Consider the following 19,752-nt stretch of genomic DNA (forward strand, 5'->3'; position numbering starts at 1 on the left):
TTGAAATAACGAAATATTAGGACCCGTTAACAAATGCAGGCTTTTTAACATACATTTAAAACAGGGGTGAAAAGGATGCCGCGAGCAAAATATAGATCATCGGATGTTAATCTGATGGCAAGGATGATGAGAGCAGAAGCCGAAGGTGAAGGAAAAATGGGTATGCTGCTCGTAGGGAATGTCATCGTTAATCGTCTAAAAGCAGATTGTTTAGACTTTAAAGGACTAAGGACCATTCCACAAGTCATTTATCAAGTACAAGGCGGAAATTATTCTTTTGAGGCTGTTCAAAAGGGTAATGTCTTTTATCAAGCAGCGAGAAGTTCAGAGAAAAGGTTAGCAAAACAAACTTTGGATTATTGGAGGGGACAACCGGCTAAACATGCCTTATGGTATTTTAATCCTTATGCTCCATGTCCGCCAACATGGTATGACCAGCCACATTCTGGGCAATATAAACAGCATTGTTATTATGAGCCGAAAGAATGTCCTAATGCCTATAGTTGGTAAAAAAGGAAAATCTCACAGAACTTGCAACAGGTTTACTTGTGAGGTGCAAAACGGTAAATCACAACCTTAACCACATAGTAGATCACGTAATTTTCACAACACAATTCACTGTATATTGCACAGTCCATAAGGCTTTGAGATGAAAATATCTCTAAGCCTTTTTCAAATTTTTTTTATCTGACTAAAGCAACCGTAAATTGTATAAGTTCATTAGACACTGTTTGATAAATAAGGGTAGAAATTTCCCTTATTTAGTAAATAAGATTAAGAATAACTTAAATAGGCGGAGAAATTTCCCCTATTGACTCAAAAAACATCAATATTGGAGATTTTTCTTTATTTAAGCGAAAAACCTTCCCTTATTTACGCCGGAATGAGCCCTATTCTCCATTTAGCGGAAAAATCTTCGCTTATTATTGTGAATTCAAGTGTGTTTAGCTGTGTGGTTTAAAATGATTGCACCTCCTAAAGTAAACCCGTTACAGAATTTGTGGGATTTTTCTTTTTTAAGATTTTTCTTCATAAATAATAGTTTAAGTTAATGATAGTATATCCCTATATAATCTGGTAAAATTATCAAAATTAACTTAGGGAGGAATTATCCATGATTACCTATCCTTTTTTGAAAAAAGGAGCAACAATTGGAGTCACTGCACCTTCATCGGGTGTCCCTGTTAACTTGCACGATGTGGTCAAGCAAGCATGCAGCCGGCTGGAACAGAAAGGATTTCAAACGATCTGCGGCGAAACAGTTTGGACGCAGGACAAAGCCAAATCAGCACTAGCGATAACACGGGCAGCGGAATTGAATGCGATGCTGAGCGATGCTGGAATCGACCTCATTCTCCCTCCTTGGGGCGGCGAGCTTTTGGGTGAGATTCTTGAGCATATTGACTTTGAAAATATCAAAAACAAATGGGTGTTGGGATACTCCGATACAAGCGGCCTGCTGTTGGCGATTACTTTAAAAACAGGGATGGCAACGGCCCACGGGACGAACCTGGTCGATATACGAGGAGATTATTGGGACGAAACAACTGCAATGTGGGAGACCGTCTTATCGACAGGAAGCGGCGGGTCTGTCCTTCAGCACTCCTCCCCCCTTTATCAAAAGGAATGGCAGCACGATAATCCCTCACCATGTGTATTTCATTTAACCGAGGAGACCCGGTGGAAAACCACTTCTAGTAGTACTGTTAAAATTAGCGGCCGCCTGCTCGGCGGGTGTGTTGATATCATCAGACATCTTGTCGGCACTCCATATGGTGATGTGCAAAGCTTTAGAAAACAGCATATCCCTGGCGAACCTATCATTTGGTATTTGGAGAATTGCGAATTAAGTACGACTGATTTGCGGAGGTCATTGGTGCAAATGAAGCTCGCCGGCTGGTTTGACAATTGTTCGGGTCTGCTTTTCGGCCGGAGTTCGGCGAATATGCCTGTAGAGAACTATACTATTGAGGATGTTTACCTGGACCTTGCTGAAGATCTGCAAATACCGATTGTTTATGATATTGACTGCGGCCATGTTCCGCCACAGATTACTTTTATCAATGGGGCTTTTGCGGAGGTAGAAGTTGAGGAAGGAAAAGGGACAGTCCTGCAAATATTTAAATAACGTCGGCAAAGGACCGGTCCATGTTTGCTTAAGTTCCCCCCATAAAAGCAAAGGGTCAGGCTCCCGCTTCACTTTCCCGTTAAAGCGATGGGTCCTGACCTCTAATTTTAAAGCGGATTTTGCCGCCCGGACGAAGCTGGGCGATCTTCCATATATCCTCTTTGGCAATTTTTCCGATTGTGGCATAGCCGCCGATCGTTTGGGCGTCGGCCATTAGGATGATCGGCTGACCGCTGTTAGGAACTTGGATCGTCCCAAATTGAGTGGCTTCCGAGAGGATATCTCCTCCGTTTTTAAACCTTAACTCAGGACCTTTAAGGAGGTATCCCATCCGGTCCCCGCTCCTCATCGTATACGGAGTTTGGAAAAATTCCTGTAAGCTTTCCGGTACAAACATCTCTGAATGTGGACTAATCCAGACACTAACCTCTACCTCATCCGAGTAATCCGGGATTTCACTTGGAATCAACCCTCGATGAAACCCAGTCGATTTCTCTTTCTTCGCGTAGAGGATACCATCCTTCTTAATGGAACTTCCCAGAAGCCCTTTTGGATAAACCGATGCGCTGCCCAACAGTTCTTCTGAATGGAACCCACCTTCAGGAAACACATAGGCGATACTGCCTTTATTAGGACTAGTAAACTTTAATGACTGCCCTTGATGAATCGAAAAGGTTTTCCAGAGCGGAACAGCTTTTCCGTCCACCTTGGCCCCTAGATCCGCCCCTGTTATTACGATTCGATGATCCGACAAAGCCTCGAATTCCTGTCCTCCTAAGAACAATTCCAGCGCCGGACTGCTGGCTGGATTCCCTAAGATGTAATTTCCCATTTCGTATGCATAGGCGTCCATCGGTCCAGATACAGGAACGCCAAAGCGCTGAAAGCCGAACCTTCCTTTATCCTGAATGGATCCGTAGACACCAGCCTTTCGAACCTTCAATAAAGGAATCATGCAGGTGCTCCTACTGACCGGACAAAAACATTTTCCTTTTCTAAAGCTTGGCGAATCAGTGCGGTATGTTCAACCACATTTGCCCCATCCCCATGGAAACAAATCGTGTCTGCCTGCAAAGGAATCCAGCCTCCTGAAAGACCCTTCACCCGCTTATGGAAAATAATCTCCTTCACCTGTTGCAAAATCTCATCATGGTTTTTCAAAACAGCATTCGGCAAAAGCCTTGAACATAGCCGTCCGTCATCCGTATATTGTCGGTCCGCGAACGCTTCGGAAGCTGTTTTCAAGCCTGCTTCTTTTCCGGCCTTCACAAGTTCACTATTGCACAACCCAAATAAATAAGCATCCGGAACCGTATCATACACAGCTTCAGCGATGGCTTTTGCCACTGCCGGATTCTCAGCCGCCGTATTGTATAAGGCGCCGTGAGGCTTCACATGCTGTATAGCCATCCCCTGAATCTGGGCAAACATTTTTAGTGCCCCAATTTGATAGACCATGCAATTATAAATTTCCCGCGGTGTCATCTGCAGGTTTCTCCGGCCGAATCCTTGAAGGTCCGGATACCCCGGGTGGGCGCCAATCGCCACGCCGTTTTCCTTTGCTTTTTTCACCGTATCGTTCATCACGTTATAATCTCCGGCATGGAAGCCGCAGGCGATATTGGCAGATGTAATATATTGAAACAGATTCTGATCATCGCCAATGGTATAGGCGCCGAAGCTTTCCCCCATATCTGCATTTATATCGATTCTCACTCAGGAGCCCCTCCCTTCTAAAAATCCCCTTTTTCTAATTCTCTACGATAAACTCACTGATAGATTCAGGATGCTTTGCTAATTGCACTTGTATGGCGCTAAATTCAGTTTGGGAGATTGCTGTAAACTGAAGCGTGTCTCCCGTACGAATAAAAAACGGTTCCTCCCGGTCAGGCCGATAAATCTCAAGCGGTGTTTTTCCGATAATGTTCCATCCCCCAGGACATTCAATCGGATAAATTCCCGTCTGGCTGCCGCCAATACCAACCGTCCCCTTTGGCACTTTTGCCCGCGGGTTCGGAAGCCTTGGTGTCGTCAATTTTGGATTCAATTCTCCAAGGTAGGGGAATCCCGGTAAAAAGCCAATCATGTAAACCGTATATTCCGTTTGGGAGTGAAGTGAGATAATCTCGCTGTCCCGCAATCCTGTATGCCCCATCACTCTTTCCATGTCCAGAGCAAACTCTTCACTATAGCAAACGGGAATTTGCAGTTTTCTAGATTTCCAGTCTGGTTTCTCTTTTGATTGATGTTCCCATTTTGCCAGTACCGACTGAATGAAGGGTTCTTTTTTTTCCAAATCCTTCTTTAAATAAACCGTTACCGTGTGATAGCTTGGGACCACTTCTTCAATTAAAAAAGATTCTTTTTCCAACATGTGACAGAAGCTTTGCACCTGGTTAAAGATTTCTTTCCCAACCTGATTGCTGAAGGCAAAGCGAATGCTGCGTTCCCCCGTGATGTTTACTCTTGGAAAAATAACTTTCGTGTTACTCATGTTCCGCTAACACTTGAATGCAAGTGTAGATCCCCCGTTTTAAATCCTCATGCGACCAGCTTGGGATCTTTCCGTGTTGAATCGCCAGCTCATGGGAGGCAGGAATATGAATAAAACCTGAAGGCATTTTCATGTTTTGTGTTTTTGCATAATGCAGGCTTTGATACATAACATGATTGCATAAATACGTTCCTGCTGTATTAGAGATTTCAGCCGGCAGACCTGCCTCCTTCAATTGGTTGACCATGGTCCGAATCGGCAGGGTTGTCATGTAGCCGTCTGCGCCTTCAGCCTGAATCGCTTCATCGACAGGGGTGTTGCCACTGTTGTCTGGTTCTCCGTCATTGACATTGATGGCGATTCGCTCCGGTGTCATTTTAAAGCGGCCGCCCGCTAAGCCTAAGGAAATCACAGCGTCCGGCTTGATTGTTTCTAGGTGTTCCAACAGCTGTTTCCCCGCTTTCTTAAAATCTACCGATAAGATTTCACCCTGGATCTTGTAGCCGCCAATTTCCTGGCCGTTCAGTTCTTCCACAATTCGCATTGTTGGATTGATCGTAAAGGATAGAAACGGTTCAAAGCCTGTTAGTAAAAGTGTTTTCATTGCAAAACCCTCCCCCTGGTTTTATAAAAAAATTGCTTTTTTAAAAGATATCTGCGAATTTTATACATATATCTGCGGATTTTCAATTTTATCTGCGTTTTTTTCATTTTATCCGCGAATTTCCAAATATATCTGCGAATCTTAAAATAACCATGTACTTTATAGACGAATCGGCCTGTTCCGTTCCAAACCGAAGCCGTTTCGGTCATCACGCTTAACCTCGATTTCAGCCTTTTGAAGAGCCTCCAAAATCGCTAAATCAAAGACGATATGCGCTTCGACGCAGCTTTGAAGCACTTCACCGTATATCACTTCATCCGCTGTTTCAGAAATGATTTCGGCCGCAATCCACTCTGGGTACCTAGAGATTCCAATTGTCCTATACGACGGTGCCACCGAAGCAGAGCGATAGAAATGAATCCCCGGCGCCTCCTCAATTGGAAAAACATTTGGCAACCACTGGTTTCCGTACTTTATAAAACGCCCCTGCCAGTATCCATTCTCTTCCTCAATCAGCGTCCCACGAATTCGACTGCTGATCTGACCAACAATTTTATCTACATTATCTTCATGCAGAGTCCGATACTCTCCGTTCGATAACCGAGCGATGCCATAGATTTTCGCACTTGGCAAAAAGTAAGATACCGGGAAACGCGGCGGACTATTATAGCCAGCAAACGGCTGTACCCACTCATGTGAAGGGATGCCGTGATCATCAATGATGACATCAGGAGCCCATCTCTTCAGCACTTCCGGATAAATATTAGCTTCTCCAAAAACCGTTTCATGGAAGCGAACCAAGGAATATTCCAAACCTACCGCATTGTACCTGGCCGCATGATGCTTCCATTCCGGATGCTCTTCCGTCAGCTTGGTCAGCAATTCGTATCCATCTGGGTTTGCCAATGGAAGGATCACCACGTTGACTTCCTTCAGCCAGTTTTCATATTCAGCCACGGCACGATTGATAAACTGAAGGATCGCAGGTGTACTGGATACCTCATTCGAATGATGTCCCGCTTCAATGAACACCGTCTTTTTAAAAAGAGACATTTTCAAAGGAGAATAGAACTCTTCACCAGCATCCAAGAAACACTCAATCACCGGAATCGCCTTTCCTAGATAGGAGTAGTCCGGATAGACAATACGATATGGTGATGGCGTGTTCAGCCACTGTTGAACATCGGGATGTATATGCTCAGTCGGTTTTTCAAACTCCTTAATCTCCAGGTTTACGACCACTTCCCCGTTGGTAATGACGGCTTGAGAGAACCTGCCATCTTCCGTAAAGGAAATCGCTTTTGTCACTAAGTTTTCCAGCGGCTTATCTTCCCATTTGTACACGCGAATCTGAGCTTCCGGCTTTTCGCCGACTCTTACATGCATAAATGGATGAACGCCCCCAGGTGCATCAAACGACTTACCTTCCAGTTCTTCTCCCATATAGGCAAAATAATCGAGCGTATTAAAATATAGGTCTTCGTGGAGAGCTTCCAGTGAAGAAATACGTTCCTCTTCCACTCCAAGCTTCTGTTCCTCTTCACTCATCCAGACATCGATTTCAATTCGGTCGAATAATGGACGGTTGCGGCCCTGGCCGGGATTGTACTTCGAAACTTCTTTTCTAAGCTTCGGCAGCACTTCTTCGACATAATAACAGTAAAATCGTTCTCGGTCCGTTTGAATAAGATGTTCTTCTTCACGTCCTCCATCACCACTGATGCGAACAACACTTGAAACAGGATAAACGTAACGCTGATAATCTAGGTAAAGAAGCTTGGATACAGGGACATCCAAACAGCCTGCAAGCTGCTTTTCCTCTTTCTCATTCCATATATGGACCTCATATGTATGGTCAAGGTCCTTCACCAGCTTGAAATGGACACAATCGGCCTTCAGACCGAGCTTCTCTTCCAGGCAGCGGTCTACAGGATACAGCTCTTGAATCCAGCGAATCGGAAGCTCAAGGCCCATCTCCCCTTGTTCCTCCCGCACATAAATATCCATTTTCGTAATGGTCTCCCCTGCCGTTTGTAAGGAAGGCAGAACCTCTTCCATCATCCAATGAAAACCAGGCTTAAAGGCGGAGCGGATGGATAGGGAGTGAATAGCAGGGAAAATTGCTTTCCACTCAGCCACCAGACGGTTTCTCACCTCTAATGGTTCCGATAAGAAAATCTCAACATTCACTGCCTCAAGATTCTTGGATGCTTCTAATACCTTGAATGCTAAATCCACTTCCCGCTCACCGGACCATACCGATTCAAACAAAAGCGGGGCTTCTTTTTTCTGGGATAATAGATATTCCTGTTCCCAATAGCCAAATGCTCCTCCTTCACTCCAATGCTTAGCTTTCGCCAATTCATTCAGAGCGGCAGGCAGTGCTTCCCTCTTCCCGGTTAAGCGGAGTTGGTTTGATTCTAAAAGCTCGAGCACCGCTGCATCAGAGCCCTCTTTTATATCAAACTGAAACCGGGCAGCCTGATTCCCCGTAATCGGAAAAACGATACTCGTAGAATACATGGCAGCTCTAGCTGCAAAATGACAAATTTCAGGTAATACACTTGTTGTCATAAATGGTTTTTCAACTGATATATTTAAGTTTAGTAGCTTCGAAGGAGAGGCTTCCTGATTTTTTCCAAACCCGGAAAAACTCCAAAGATGGCTGAGGCTGTGGATATCAGAATAAACTTTAGGTTCTGATTCAGCACCGGTTTGGCTCACCTCTTCCCAGCCCCAGTTCACCGCAATCAAGTCGGTACCTGCATATAAGTGGCCGTCTCTTAATTCAACAACCGGACTGTCCATCCCGGCTTCCGGCTTCATCGCTGCAAGTAACTGAAGGAGCAATGACAATTCCGATTCATTTTTATAAGAAAAAGAAATTTCTTCGTTTTCCCATCGTGCTTCTGTTTTTGAACTTGAACCGACAAAACGGATATTCACAGCCTCTTCGCTTGGTTCAAAAAAGGTGAATGATAGGGAAGTAGTTTCAAATCCCAGACGGGCACTGAAATCGATTAAACCTTCCGGCGCCAATCCCTCTGGCAAATCGATAAAAACAGAAACTCCGTCAACCACACCATCGCCATTTTTATCCCTTAGAAGTCCATCCTTCGTCCAAATCGCCAGAATATTATTCATGACCATCACCTACATCTTCATATTCGGGTCAAATTTATCTCGGAGCCAGTCTCCAAGTAAATTGAATCCTAAAACAGTCAACATAATCGCAATCCCTGGGAAAGTCGCCGTCCACCAAGCGGTTGTGACATAGTTCCGGCTGTCGGCAAGCATTCCTCCCCAAGAAGGAACGGTCGGGTCAACGCCCAAGCCTAAGAATGTTAACGATGCTTCCAATAAAATAAACTCCGCAATATACATCGTTCCAAGCACGAGAATTGATGACATGACATTCGGTAAAATATGTTTGCGGATAATCCTAAACTGGGTGCCGCCGATTGCTTTCGCTGCCTGAATATATTCCTGTTCCTTCAGCGAAATAACCTGTCCTCTGATGAGGCGGGCAAAGCCGACCCAATACGTTAATCCTAGGATAAGGATAATTTTCCAAATACCCGTTCCAAGGACGCTCATAATAACAATTGCAAACAGGATAAACGGAAAGGCTAATTGAATATCGGCAACCCGCATGATTAAATCATCCATCCATTTTCCAAAGTAACCGGAAATCAGGCCAAGGATGGTTCCGATAATCATGGAAATCAATACGCCAAAAAAGCCAACCATTAATGAAATCTTTGCACCATAAATGATTCTGCTTAAAAGGTCACGTCCCACCTGGTCAGCCCCGAGGAGAAACACGGATTTGCCGGTATCATCTGCCCAGGACGGCGGTGAAAGCCTTGATGAAAGGCTTGCCTTAGTTGGCTCGAACGGTGCAATCCATTGAGCAAACAGCGCACAGCTCACACTGAGAAGAACAAGTAAAATCCCGATAAAGCCGGCCGGATTCTTTTTCACAAAACGCCAAAAGCTTTGAAGAACGGTTCTTTTTTTCGGAAGAATGGCAACCTCCTCCTGAACCTGCTGCTGTAAGGTTGTCATGCTCGTCCACTCCCTCCGGTCTTAATTCTTGGATCAATCAATGAATAACTTAAGTCGACAATTAAATTCACTACGACCATGATCACAGCTAGGAAAATAACGCCGCCTTGAATAACAGGATAATCACGCTGGTTGATGGCATCGATAATTAAGCGTCCAATTCCAGGCCATGAGAAAATCGTTTCGACGATAACCGTTCCGCCGAGCAAGGAGCCAAATTGCAAACCAAGGAAGGTGATGGTTGGCAGCAAGGCATTACGGAAAGCGTGCTTGATGATAACCGACCAATCGCTAATACCTTTGGACTTTGCTGTTGACACATATTGCTGATTCATGACCTCGAGCATGGAAGAACGGACAAGTCTTGCCAAAATACCGGACAGAATCATCCCTAATGTAATGGATGGCAAAATCAGATGCTGCGGTCCTTCAAAACCAGAAGAAGGCAGCCATTTTAAATTAACGGCAAAAATCAGAATCAGCATGATTCCAAGCCAGAAGTTAGGAAAAGATATACCAATCAAGGAAAAAATACGCCCGAAGAAATCGACGATGGAACCGCGCTTGACGGCTGAAATAATTCCAACCGGAAAGGCAATTAAGATTGAAACGATTGTTCCGCCGATGGCAAGCGCTAATGTGGCACCGGCTCTTTCCATAATTAAATCCATGACTGGCATATGGCTACGGAAAGATTCGCCAAAGTCAAATGTTACAAGTCCTTTTAAAAAGATTAAATATTGCACATAAAGCGGCTGATCGAGCCCGAGATTTCTTCTTACTTCTTCTATTGCTTCTTTCGTTGGTTCACCTGCGGAAAACATTACCGTCACCGGGTCCCCCGTCAGGCGGATCGAAAAGAAGATTAATAATGATATAGCAAATACAACTAAAACCGTGTGAAGTAATCTTCGAATCACGTAAGCTATCATGTTATTCCTCCGTCCTCTTTGATAAAGAAAGAGATAGCATGAGGACCATACTATCTCTTTTTTAAGCCAATCAGAATTTGTATCCAGCCATTAAAACGCATCGCGTTTAGCATCCCATAAGGAGACCTGAGCGTTAAGCGGGCAGTATTTTTTACTTAACTGATACTTCTTCCAGGCGCATACGGTCCTCGTGCGGCGGTTGGAAGTTTTGAACTCGCTTATTGACGGCATATAAATCTACTGCTTGGTACAGATTAAGCTCTGGAGCCAAGTCATATAGCACTTCTGTTAATTCTTTAAAGATTTTTTCACGTTCTTTTTGGTCAACAGTTGAACGTTCAGCAGCCAATAATTCTTCTACCTTGGCATCTTTAAAGGATGGATTCCATTTCTGTCCTTCGCTGTACATCAGGTACGCGGTGTTATCAAAGTCAAGCGTCCATCCGCCCCAGCCTTGGCGGTACATATGACCAGCCTTGCCGTTTGGAATCAAATCGGAAATTAATGTTGTGCTATCTACACTATTGATATTTAACTTTAAGCCAACTTCTTCTAAATAGAAGGAAACAGCCTGGGCAATTTCTTTAAATGTTGCATCGTTACCAGGAATGAACAGATCAATTTGTGTCCCTTCTTTCACTCCTGCTTCTTTTAACAATTTTTTAGCTTTTTCCGGATCATATTTATATGGCTTCAGATCTGGGTTGTTACCAAATGATAGTTCACTTTGGTATGTGCTGATTGATTTTCCATAGCCAGATAGGATGTCTTTAATAATCGCATCTTTATCCACAGCGTAGTTAATCGCCTGTCTGACCTGCTTGTTATCAAACGGTTTTTTTGCTGTATCAAAACGCATGGAATAAACAGTTGGTGTACCTACATCTTTCAATTCTAGGAAACTTGATTCTTTAACCGTTTTCGCCTGGGCCACTTCGACACGCTTCATGATATCGATTTTTCCAGTTTGAAGTTCTGCTAATCTAGTAGAAGATTCCGGAATGACTTTAAAGGTAACTTTATCTAACTTCGGTAATCCTTGTTTCCAATAATTTGGGTTCTTTTCTAACACGATTTCTTGGTCGCGCTTATAGCCTGTCATCTTGAATGGTCCTGTACCAACAGGGTTGTTATTGAAGTTCTCGTCGCCTTTTTCCTGAATGTATTTAGGCGGTACGATAACAGCACCGTAGCCGGCAAGTTTCGTTAATAGGACTGGGTCCTTGGATTTCAATTTGAAATTAACGGTATATTCATCCACAATTTCTACATGGTCAATCGAATTATAGTTGGCATACTGAGGACCCTTTTGTCCTTCTGGCCCTAATAAACGGTCAAACGTAAATTTAACAGCTTCTGCGTTGAATGGCTCGCCGTCATGGAATTGAACACCTTTACGCAATTTGAATTGAAGTGTGTTATCGTCGAGGTATTCCCAGCTTTCTGCAAGTCCTGGCTGCAATTTCAAATCTAGCGTACGGTCTACTAATCCTTCAAATACAGAAGTAGCCACTGTGCTCCAATCTAGCAAAAATGTATCAATTGGATCCCAGTTTTGCGGTTCACTTGTAACACCGATAACAATTTCATTTCCACGGTCTTTAACAGGATTCTCTTCTTTACTTTTTCCAGAAGAGCCTGCATTGGATTTTTCACTTTTGCCTGAAGAACAAGCGGATAAAACAAGTGTAAAGCTAAGTAACAGTGCAAATAGTACTGACAATTTCTTCTTCATGCTTTTTCTCGCCCCCTATAATTGATTCGTTGCTATCATTTTTCCATATGGATATGGATGGTTATAGCCTAATTTCTTGGAAATTTCAGCAGCTGCCTCCCAAAGCGGTCCAACAAAATGATCCACCTTATCTCTTGGCAGGCTGGTTGAAAAACTGGCAATGCTTAACGCGTACTGGACAGCTCCGCTGCTATTAAAAATTGGTACGCCAATCGACGCAGTTCCTTCTTCTAATTCCGAGTCGCTGTACGAATAGCCCCTTTCCCGTATTTGCTTGATTAAGAGAAGAACATCCTCTTTCGTTGCCGGAGACTGGCTGGCATACTTTGTCAGAGGCTTGTCCAAAATCTCTTGTATTTTTTCTTCAGGCAAATAGGCGAGAATGGCACGCGGGCATGCTCCCGCATATAACGGGGCGTGTCTTCCCACTTTTGTGTACAGCCGAACGGGCAGTGTACTTTCTACCTTTTCAATGTACACACCTTCGTCCTGCTCTCGGGCAATCAATTGGATAGCCTCATTAAACTGCTCTTGAAGCTTTTTCATATAAGGATAAGCAATTGGGCGGATATCGAACCTTCCGGCTACTCGCTCTCCCATTTCCAGGAATTTCAATCCCAGCCCGTAGCTTTCTCCGTCAATCACGAGCCCTTCCTGCTGGAAGGTCATCTTTTTTAAATAACCGAGTTCTACAAAAGTTCTTAACAGGCGCAAACAGGTTGGCTTAGGGACACCTGTAAAGGTAGAAATCTCATCCAGCTTCCAATAAGGTTTCTGTTCCGTAAAAATATCGAGAAGCTGCAAAGCTTTTTTAACTGTTTTACTCATCGCGATTCACCTGCAGCAATCTGTTCCTTGACGTCTTGATATAAATGGCAGGAAACGAAATGGTCCTCATGAACCGCCTGCAAGCTTGGCTGTTCCGTTTTACAAACATCTAAGCACTTAAAGCAGCGCGGATGAAAGGTACAGCCGCTCGGCGGGTTAGAAGGACTTGGGACATCCCCCTGAAGAATAATCCGTTGCTTCTTCTGGAGTGGATGGGAACTTGGCAATGCTGAAAGCAGGGCTTCTGCATATGGATGTAGCGGAGTATCATACAAACGGTGTTTATCCGCTACCTCTACCATTTTCCCAAGATACATCACGCCAATCCGGTCACAGAAATGCTTAACCACGCTTAAGTCATGAGAGATGAAAATATAGGTCAGTCCAAACTCTTTCTGCAAATCTCTCATGAGGTTAAGAACCTGTGACTGAATGGAAACGTCAAGGGCCGAAACCGGTTCATCGGCGATAATCAGCTTAGGCTTTGAAATCAGCGCCCGGGCAATCCCAATCCGCTGGCGCTGCCCTCCGGAAAATTCATGTGGGAATCTAGTTAGCTGCGCCTTGGTTAAGCCCACTTGGTCAGCCACTTCCAAGACCCGTTTTTCCCGTTCATTTCGGTCGGTCACCCCGAAATTGATCAGCGGTTCCTCTATCGTTTCTTTAATTTTCATTCTTGGGTTTAACGAAGCAAACGGGTCCTGAAAGATAATTTGAATATCTTTTCTCAGCTTTCGCATGTCGTTTTTTGAAAGCTCGGCAATATCTCTTCCCTGGAAAAGAATCTTTCCTTTCGTCGGTTCTAGTAATCTAAGAATCGTCCGTCCGGTCGTACTCTTCCCGCAGCCTGACTCACCGACGATTCCAAAGGTTTCCCCTTCAAATACATCGAACGAAACTCCGTCTACGGCTTTAACTTGCTTTATGGTCTTCTTGCCAAAAACCCCACCCTTTATGGGAAAGTATTTCTTTAAGTCTTGTACTTGCAAAATTGGATTTTGTGTCACAGTACCGCCTCCGAATCACCATTTTCATAGAGCCAGCATTTTACCTTTGAACCGTTCACCTCAAATAATGGCGGTGTGTTCTTGCAGCGTTCATGGGCAAAGCGGCAGCGTGCGGCAAAGCGGCAGCCGGAAGGCATTTTCCCTGGTGCCGGTACCACGCCAGGAATCGAAGAAAGGTACTCCTTTTCTTCATTCACATCCGGCAGGGAGGATAATAACCCTTTCGTGTACGGGTGCCTTGGGCGGTCAAACAGTTCGACCACCTGTGCTTCTTCGACGATTTCTCCCGCATACATGACGATGACACGGTCGCACATTTCAGCCACAACACCAAGGTCGTGTGTGATTAACACAATCGACATATTTAATTGATCTTGCAGCTTTTTCATTAACTCAAGGATTTGCGCTTGAATCGTTACATCCAAAGCCGTTGTTGGTTCATCAGCAATCAGGATTTCCGGATTACACGATAAGGCGATGGCAATCATGACCCTCTGCCGCATCCCGCCGGAAAGCTGGTATGGATATTCATCAAGAACCTGCTCCGGTCTTGGAATCCCAACAAGCTTCAGCATTTCTAGCGCACGTTCTCTCGCTTGTTTCTTCGAGACATTCTCATGGCTTAAAACCATTTCGACAATTTGCTGGCCAATTGTATAAACCGGGTTTAGCGAGCTCATCGGTTCCTGAAAAATCATCGCAAGTCTTTTTCCTCTGATTTTTCGCCAATCCTTCTTTTTGAAATCCTTAAAATGTAGGTTCTCCGTTTTGATATCGCCGTCGAACCACTCCACGCCAGGCGGCAGGAGCCCCATTAGCGATAGCGATGTCATACTCTTCCCACATCCCGATTCTCCAACAATCCCAAGTGTCTCGCCTTTATTCAGGGAGAAGCTGATTCCGTTCACAATCGCAATTTTATTCCCATCATCATTAATACCGACTTTTAACTTTTCAATCTCTAACACTTTTTGAACCATTATGACACTCCTAACGGTTTCATTTTGTGAAATGCAATTTCATTTTATGATTTTAATAATATAAAATAATTTGAATATTTTCAATAGTATTTGATGGAAAATAATTTAGAAATGTCGAAATAATTAATAGTTTGGTAAAAATTGTCGCATTTTAGCTTTTCACCGTTCTATTAACATAGGGGTCTTCCAATCAATTAGATATTGAGAAATTAGCTAGTTTGTGGTTGGATTAGAATATCTGGGAGGGTTTTACATGAGTGTGAAATTTAGATTAATCATGACGATGCTCATCTTTGGCAGCATCGGGGTGTTTGTTAAGAAGATTGATTTGAGTTCAAGTGAGATTGCTTTTTTACGCGGGGTGATTGGCAGTCTATTCCTGCTTTTAGCTAGTTTTCTAGTCAAACACAAACCGTCTATGAAGGCGCTGAAAGAAAATGCGGTGCTGCTCCTTTTATCAGGCGGGGCAATTGGTCTTAACTGGATTTTTTTATTCGAGTCCTATCGGTACACGACAATATCAAATGCCACAATCAGTTATTACTTCGCGCCAATATTTGTGATGATTTTAGCTCCTTGGGTTCTGAAGGAGAAACTGACGGGTGTGAAGGTTATTTGTATCGTGATGGCTATGGCGGGCTTATTTTTAATCGTGCAGAACGGTCCTGGCGGGGGAAGCGGGTCACACAATCATACCTTAGGGATTTTCTATGGCCTTTTGGCTGCATCCTTATATGCCAGCGTGATTTTAATGAACAAATTTATTAAAAATCTATCTGGTTTTGAAATGACATTAGTTCAATTAATGGCGGGAGCTTTAGTACTGTTACCATATGTATTGTGGCAAGGGCAGCTTAACCTTGCTGGATTGAACTCTACTTCGATTATTTTTATTTTAATACTGGGTATTGTACATACGGGTTTGGCTTATTTCATGTACTTTACTTCCATTCAAAAACTAAAAGGGCAAACCATTGCAGTTCTTAGCTATATTGACCCGATTTCCGCCGTAATCATCGCGGCGTTATTCCTGCACGAAAGCATGACATGGTTACAGATGATTGGCGGTGCCCTCGTACTAGGTTCAACATTTTTAAGTGAAAAAGTAGATTTAAAAATCGAAAAAAAAGGCCAGACTCCTACTACTTCTCCGTAATAGGGGTCTGGCCTTTCTTTTTTAATGGGAGACTACACCTGTTAAATCTGGCTTCTGCCCTTGCATAAGATTTAGCTTTTCAATTGCAAATGCAACGTTTAAAACATTTTCTTCCTTAAACGCAGGACCCATTATTTGCAAACCGACCGGCAGACCATTGCTGATACCGCAAGGCAGGCTTAGTGCGGGAAGTCCAGTCAAATTGCCTGGTCCCGTGAATCGAATAACCTGGTCGAGGAAACTTTCTTTATTGCCATTAATGTCGACCGTATTATCACCGATAGCAGGCGGCAGGAATGGCAATGTAGGCGAAATCAGAGCATCTACATGTTTAAAAGCTTGAGCAAAATCATTGCTTAGTTGAAGGCGGACCTGCTGCGCCTGCAGGTAGTCCACTGCCGGAATAAGTTCACCGAATTCCAACAGGAAGCGAACATCGTCGCCAAAGTCCTCAGGCCTCTTGAGCAAATTGGCATGATGAATGGCACTTGCTTCGGAAACAATCGTGACTAACTCGGCAAATTCAGAAGCAGCAAGGGTAGGAATCCTGACTAGTTCAATTTTGGCACCTAGCTTTTCAAGCCGAATAAGGGCTGAGCGGACTGCTTCCTCTACCGGTTTGTCAACATTTTTAAAGAAGTACTCTTCATTAATGCCAATAACCTTCCCGGAAAGGTCTTCTGATAGCAGCTCGGTATAGTTTTTCACTAGAGTATCCACTGAGGTCGGATCTTGAGGGTCGTAACCGGAAAGAGTTTCAAGCAGCAAAGCTGAATCATACACCGTTTTGGTCATTGGTCCGATATGGTCCAGGGACCAAGCAAGCGGGAAACATCCATGCTTGCTGATTCTTCCATGGGTTGGTTTCAGGCCGACAATCCCGCAGCTTGAAGCCGGAATTCGGATGGAACCGCCAGTATCTGTCCCAAGGGAGGCGATTGTCATATCGGCGGCAACAGCAGCTCCCGAACCGCCGCTTGAACCGCCAGGAATTTTGCTTAAATCCCAGGGATTATGGCACGCACCGAAATGCGGATTGGTTGTCGTTGCTCCCCAGGCATATTCGTGCATATTTAATTTGCCTGTAAAAATAACGCCTTCCTCTTTTAATTTCTTTACTACCGTTGCATCGTGATCCGGAATATAATCCTGGTGGATTTTTGAACCTACCGTGACTTTCTCGTCCTTAAAGTACAAAATATCCTTCAAGGCCATCGGTATGCCGTGCAGTCGGCCGCGATAATTCCCCTGAAGAATATCTTTTTCAGCCGTTGCAGCGGATTTTAAAGCGCTTTCTTTTTCAACTTGAATATAGGCATTGATTTCATCGTCGTATCGATCAACATTTTCTAAAACAGCTTTGGTCAATTCAACTGGAGAAATCTCCTTATCCCGTAACAGCGGGGCTACTTCCCCAATCGACATGGCGGCTAAATTTTTACTCATTCACATTTCCCCCCGGCAAGTGTTTTAAACCAATGTTATAGTCTGCAAGTTTTTCAAGATGCGGGTTGTTCTTTAATTGTTGATAGGATTGCCATTGTGCCAATAATGGCTGAATATGGTGTTCGGGTACAGCAATTCCTTTCTTTTTCAGATGATCAATAATTTTTTCACTCATGGTTCTCAGCCTCCTTAATTAGTGTTGGTATTAGTCTTTGAACTTTAACTATTATAAAGAACTGCTTGTATACCTTAGATGCACTCAATTTAAACTATACCTTACGCCTAATTAAAAGCTTGTAAGTTCTTGTTGTCGATTCTTGTTTAAAACGGCTATTATATTTCCTGCGCTAGAAATAATATAATTTGTATAATGAAATCGGAGGTTTAATGAATGAGTGTGCCATGGTCGCCTGAGAGGGTTATTTTGAAGGAAGAAGCGATTGAGTTAATTGAAAATCAGTTTCCGCAGTTGAAACCTGTAAGGATACAAGTTTTAGGTGAGGGATATGACAATTCTGTGTTTCTGGTAAATGAGCAGTTTGTATTTCGTTTTCCTAGACGGGAAATAGCTGTTAAGTTGCTTCAGGTCGAGAACCGGCTGCTTCCGGTCGTGGCACCAATGCTATCAATCCCGGTGCCGGATCCGATTTTTCTAGGTATGCCAGAGGGCGGCTTTCTATGGCCATTTTCCGGGTACAAACTTTTAGGCGGAAAGACTTTGTCCAGCTTAACTCCAGAACAGCGGATGCTGTCAGTAGAACCATTGGCTCAATTTTTAAAAACACTGCACGCTTTTCCGATAAACAAAGCGGAAAAGCTCGGCGTTCCTTATGACGAGCTTGGTCGGACTGATATTTTAAAAAGAAAGCCTATGCTGGAAGCAAACATCGAAAAGGCTGTCGATTTAGGTTTGATTGGCGGACATGAACTAGGGCGGCTGCAGTTATTTCTTTCAACGGTTGAGAAACCTTTTGAGCATGATAGCAAATCATTAGTACACGGTGATTTTCATATTCGAAATATGCTGGTCGATGACAGCGGCAGAGTGTCAGCGGTGATTGACTGGGGAGATGCCCATATTGGAAGTCCGGCGATCGACTTGTCGATAGCGTATAGTTTTATTCCGGCGGAAGGCAGGGATTACTTTTTCCAGTTATATGGTGACGTATCGTTTGAGGTCAAAAAGATAGCAAGATTTAGAGCAGTCTACTCGCTCATCATGCTGCTTTTGTATGGGGATAGTCAGAAGGATGAACGGTTAGTAAACGAAGGCCGGACTGCATTGGGTTTGGCACTAGACAATTAACCATAACTTTCACGCTTAGAATGATAAATTCTCTAGGCGTTTTTTTATCCTGAATAAAATTCAAAAAGTTCTTGATTTTTTAAATACGGCATATTATGATTTTGAAATAAGTAATCCTATAGTTATTATCGGAATTTATTTTCAGCATCTTAAAATGGGCTGACTTTAGAGGAATTGGATAAGTGCCCTCCGCTTCCTCATTGCATATATTTATTAAAAGCTAATACCGGTTCGTAACATTCCTGTCCCAGCAATCCATTTAGGGATTTATTTTTAGCAGTGAATGTTGACTGAAATACTCAACATTAAGGAGAGGAATTACATGAAGGTATCCAGTAAAGGTGAATATGCCTTAAGGGCCTTGCTCCTGCTTGGAGGTCATCAAGGCAATGTCCTCGGCATCCAGGAAATTGCTGACAAGACCCTGGTAACCACTAATTACCTTGAACAAATCCTGCTTCAATTAAAAAAACTAGGCTATGTAACTAGTAAACGAGGGGCAAAAGGCGGCTACATGCTGCTAAAAGAGCCGCAAGAAATCAATATCGGAGAAATCATCCGAGAATTAGAGGGGCCTCTATCTCCAATGGCATGTGCATCCATTACGAAGTATGAACCTTGTCCATTAGAGGTGGGATGTCAGTTAAAGCCGCTATGGTCCTTAGTCAGAGATACGATTGCCTATGTCCTTGATAGGACGACACTGGAAGATTTGTTAGAAAACAAAATAAGTCTATTAAAAGGAGAGGATTTAGTTGTCATCAAAAATACACCTTAATCAGCAAGTGCTGGAAAAACTCGAAAGTTTGTTGGAAGGCTTAGAATTTGGAACCGTCCAAATCACCGTTCACGATTCGCAAATCACGCAAATCGACCGGTTGGAAAGACATCGGCTGCCATTGCAGAAAAAAACAAACCAAGTAATCAACCACAGGAAAAACGAAAGATGAATATGCTGCCGATCGGACCCCCGAAGGCCCTTTAGTTAGATGTACGTGACAATGTACATGTAAAAACTAATGGGCTTTTTTTATTGAAAAAAGCCCGCCAATTCAAAAAAAAGGGGAG

General features: G+C 43.6%; 19 protein-coding genes. 6 read left to right on the plus strand and 13 right to left on the minus strand.

Annotated features, from left to right (window positions below):
- Positions 1-75: 75 nt before the first annotated feature.
- Both ACFPA1_RS26725 and ACFPA1_RS26730 read left to right on the plus strand, forming a co-directional pair.
- Positions 76-510: a cell wall hydrolase gene (locus ACFPA1_RS26725; protein ID WP_378587602.1), complete on the plus strand. Its 435-nt coding sequence runs from the start codon at positions 76-78 to the stop codon at positions 508-510.
- A gap of 604 nt (positions 511-1,114) precedes the next feature.
- Positions 1,115-2,128: a S66 family peptidase gene (locus ACFPA1_RS26730; protein WP_378587605.1), complete on the plus strand. Its 1,014-nt coding sequence runs from the start codon at positions 1,115-1,117 to the stop codon at positions 2,126-2,128.
- Positions 2,129-2,207: 79 nt separating this feature from the next.
- On the opposite strand, the gene ACFPA1_RS26735 is transcribed toward ACFPA1_RS26730, so the two are convergent.
- The 11 genes from ACFPA1_RS26735 to ACFPA1_RS26785 form a co-directional block, all read right to left on the minus strand.
- On the minus strand, positions 2,208-3,083 hold the full coding sequence (locus tag ACFPA1_RS26735; protein WP_378587608.1) for a biotin-dependent carboxyltransferase family protein: 876 nt from the start codon (positions 3,081-3,083) through the stop codon (positions 2,208-2,210).
- On the minus strand, positions 3,080-3,844 hold the full coding sequence (locus tag ACFPA1_RS26740; RefSeq protein WP_378587610.1) for a LamB/YcsF family protein: 765 nt from the start codon (positions 3,842-3,844) through the stop codon (positions 3,080-3,082). The genes ACFPA1_RS26735 and ACFPA1_RS26740 overlap by 4 nt, the downstream gene beginning before the upstream one ends.
- A gap of 34 nt (positions 3,845-3,878) precedes the next feature.
- Entirely contained in the window at positions 3,879-4,622 is a 744-nt protein-coding gene (gene pxpB, locus ACFPA1_RS26745; RefSeq protein ID WP_378587612.1) for a 5-oxoprolinase subunit PxpB, read from the minus strand.
- Positions 4,615-5,226 (minus strand): pyroglutamyl-peptidase I, encoded by a 612-nt coding sequence (pcp, locus tag ACFPA1_RS26750; protein ID WP_378587614.1) that lies wholly within the window; start codon positions 5,224-5,226, stop codon positions 4,615-4,617. Before pcp ends, pxpB begins: the two co-directional genes overlap by 8 nt.
- A 159-nt stretch (positions 5,227-5,385) precedes the next feature.
- Positions 5,386-8,370 (minus strand): M14 family metallopeptidase, encoded by a 2,985-nt coding sequence (locus ACFPA1_RS26755; protein WP_378587617.1) that lies wholly within the window; start codon positions 8,368-8,370, stop codon positions 5,386-5,388.
- 9 nt (positions 8,371-8,379) lie between these two features.
- A complete protein-coding gene (locus ACFPA1_RS26760) occupies positions 8,380-9,294 on the minus strand; it encodes an ABC transporter permease (RefSeq protein WP_378587619.1) in 915 nt (304 codons plus the stop codon).
- Entirely contained in the window at positions 9,291-10,226 is a 936-nt protein-coding gene (gene nikB / locus ACFPA1_RS26765; RefSeq protein WP_378587622.1) for a nickel ABC transporter permease, read from the minus strand. Before nikB ends, ACFPA1_RS26760 begins: the two co-directional genes overlap by 4 nt.
- A 151-nt stretch (positions 10,227-10,377) precedes the next feature.
- The gene (locus tag ACFPA1_RS26770) at positions 10,378-11,961 is read right to left on the minus strand and encodes an ABC transporter substrate-binding protein (RefSeq protein WP_213146361.1); all 1,584 of its coding nucleotides are present in this window, start codon (positions 11,959-11,961) and stop codon (positions 10,378-10,380) included.
- A gap of 15 nt (positions 11,962-11,976) precedes the next feature.
- Positions 11,977-12,789, minus strand: a complete 813-nt coding sequence (locus tag ACFPA1_RS26775; RefSeq protein ID WP_213146360.1) for an IclR family transcriptional regulator — start codon at positions 12,787-12,789, stop codon at positions 11,977-11,979.
- Positions 12,786-13,796 (minus strand): ABC transporter ATP-binding protein, encoded by a 1,011-nt coding sequence (locus tag ACFPA1_RS26780; protein WP_378587626.1) that lies wholly within the window; start codon positions 13,794-13,796, stop codon positions 12,786-12,788. The genes ACFPA1_RS26775 and ACFPA1_RS26780 overlap by 4 nt, the downstream gene beginning before the upstream one ends.
- Positions 13,793-14,776 (minus strand): ABC transporter ATP-binding protein, encoded by a 984-nt coding sequence (locus ACFPA1_RS26785; RefSeq protein WP_213146358.1) that lies wholly within the window; start codon positions 14,774-14,776, stop codon positions 13,793-13,795. The genes ACFPA1_RS26780 and ACFPA1_RS26785 overlap by 4 nt, the downstream gene beginning before the upstream one ends.
- Before the next feature lie 253 nt (positions 14,777-15,029).
- Between ACFPA1_RS26785 and ACFPA1_RS26790 the strand changes: the two genes are divergently transcribed.
- The gene (locus ACFPA1_RS26790) at positions 15,030-15,932 is read left to right on the plus strand and encodes a DMT family transporter (protein ID WP_378587630.1); all 903 of its coding nucleotides are present in this window, start codon (positions 15,030-15,032) and stop codon (positions 15,930-15,932) included.
- A gap of 21 nt (positions 15,933-15,953) precedes the next feature.
- Here the strand turns inward: ACFPA1_RS26790 and ACFPA1_RS26795 are convergent, their stop codons facing one another.
- Complete coding sequence (locus ACFPA1_RS26795) at positions 15,954-17,378, minus strand: amidase (RefSeq protein ID WP_378587633.1); 1,425 nt, start codon at positions 17,376-17,378, stop codon at positions 15,954-15,956.
- On the minus strand, positions 17,371-17,553 hold the full coding sequence (locus tag ACFPA1_RS26800; RefSeq protein WP_378587635.1) for a hypothetical protein: 183 nt from the start codon (positions 17,551-17,553) through the stop codon (positions 17,371-17,373). The genes ACFPA1_RS26795 and ACFPA1_RS26800 overlap by 8 nt, the downstream gene beginning before the upstream one ends.
- A gap of 216 nt (positions 17,554-17,769) precedes the next feature.
- Here ACFPA1_RS26800 and ACFPA1_RS26805 point away from each other — a divergent pair, with 216 nt between their 5' ends.
- From ACFPA1_RS26805 to ACFPA1_RS26815, 3 genes are all read left to right on the plus strand, one after another.
- A complete protein-coding gene (locus tag ACFPA1_RS26805) occupies positions 17,770-18,684 on the plus strand; it encodes a phosphotransferase (RefSeq protein ID WP_378587637.1) in 915 nt (304 codons plus the stop codon).
- A 322-nt stretch (positions 18,685-19,006) separates the two neighbouring features.
- Positions 19,007-19,462, plus strand: coding sequence for an RrF2 family transcriptional regulator (locus ACFPA1_RS26810; RefSeq protein WP_378587639.1), 456 nt, complete (start codon positions 19,007-19,009; stop codon positions 19,460-19,462).
- Complete coding sequence (locus ACFPA1_RS26815) at positions 19,440-19,634, plus strand: YezD family protein (protein WP_213146352.1); 195 nt, start codon at positions 19,440-19,442, stop codon at positions 19,632-19,634. Before ACFPA1_RS26810 ends, ACFPA1_RS26815 begins: the two co-directional genes overlap by 23 nt.
- The last annotated feature ends 118 nt before the right edge of the window (positions 19,635-19,752 follow it).

Origin of the sequence: Neobacillus sp. GCM10023253 (assembly GCF_042653105.1) — a bacterium.
Lineage (GTDB): Bacteria > Bacillota > Bacilli > Bacillales > Cytobacillaceae > Neobacillus > Neobacillus citreus.

Excerpts from the sequence above, each read along its gene's own strand:
- ACFPA1_RS26725 (WP_378587602.1), top strand. The coding sequence starts at position 76 with ATGCCGCGAGCAAAATATAGATCATCGGATGTTAATCTGATGGCAAGG.
- ACFPA1_RS26730 (WP_378587605.1), top strand. The coding sequence starts at position 1,115 with ATGATTACCTATCCTTTTTTGAAAAAAGGAGCAACAATTGGAGTCACT.
- ACFPA1_RS26735 (WP_378587608.1), bottom strand. The coding sequence starts at position 3,083 with ATGATTCCTTTATTGAAGGTTCGAAAGGCTGGTGTCTACGGATCCATT.
- pxpB (WP_378587612.1), bottom strand. The coding sequence starts at position 4,622 with ATGAGTAACACGAAAGTTATTTTTCCAAGAGTAAACATCACGGGGGAA.
- pcp (WP_378587614.1), bottom strand. The coding sequence starts at position 5,226 with ATGAAAACACTTTTACTAACAGGCTTTGAACCGTTTCTATCCTTTACG.
- ACFPA1_RS26755 (WP_378587617.1), bottom strand. The coding sequence starts at position 8,370 with ATGAATAATATTCTGGCGATTTGGACGAAGGATGGACTTCTAAGGGAT.
- ACFPA1_RS26760 (WP_378587619.1), bottom strand. The coding sequence starts at position 9,294 with ATGACAACCTTACAGCAGCAGGTTCAGGAGGAGGTTGCCATTCTTCCG.
- nikB (WP_378587622.1), bottom strand. The coding sequence starts at position 10,226 with ATGATAGCTTACGTGATTCGAAGATTACTTCACACGGTTTTAGTTGTA.
- ACFPA1_RS26770 (WP_213146361.1), bottom strand. The coding sequence starts at position 11,961 with ATGAAGAAGAAATTGTCAGTACTATTTGCACTGTTACTTAGCTTTACA.
- ACFPA1_RS26775 (WP_213146360.1), bottom strand. The coding sequence starts at position 12,789 with ATGAGTAAAACAGTTAAAAAAGCTTTGCAGCTTCTCGATATTTTTACG.
- ACFPA1_RS26785 (WP_213146358.1), bottom strand. The coding sequence starts at position 14,776 with ATGGTTCAAAAAGTGTTAGAGATTGAAAAGTTAAAAGTCGGTATTAAT.
- ACFPA1_RS26790 (WP_378587630.1), top strand. The coding sequence starts at position 15,030 with ATGAGTGTGAAATTTAGATTAATCATGACGATGCTCATCTTTGGCAGC.
- ACFPA1_RS26795 (WP_378587633.1), bottom strand. The coding sequence starts at position 17,378 with ATGAGTAAAAATTTAGCCGCCATGTCGATTGGGGAAGTAGCCCCGCTG.
- ACFPA1_RS26800 (WP_378587635.1), bottom strand. The coding sequence starts at position 17,553 with ATGAGTGAAAAAATTATTGATCATCTGAAAAAGAAAGGAATTGCTGTA.
- ACFPA1_RS26805 (WP_378587637.1), top strand. The coding sequence starts at position 17,770 with ATGAGTGTGCCATGGTCGCCTGAGAGGGTTATTTTGAAGGAAGAAGCG.
- ACFPA1_RS26810 (WP_378587639.1), top strand. The coding sequence starts at position 19,007 with ATGAAGGTATCCAGTAAAGGTGAATATGCCTTAAGGGCCTTGCTCCTG.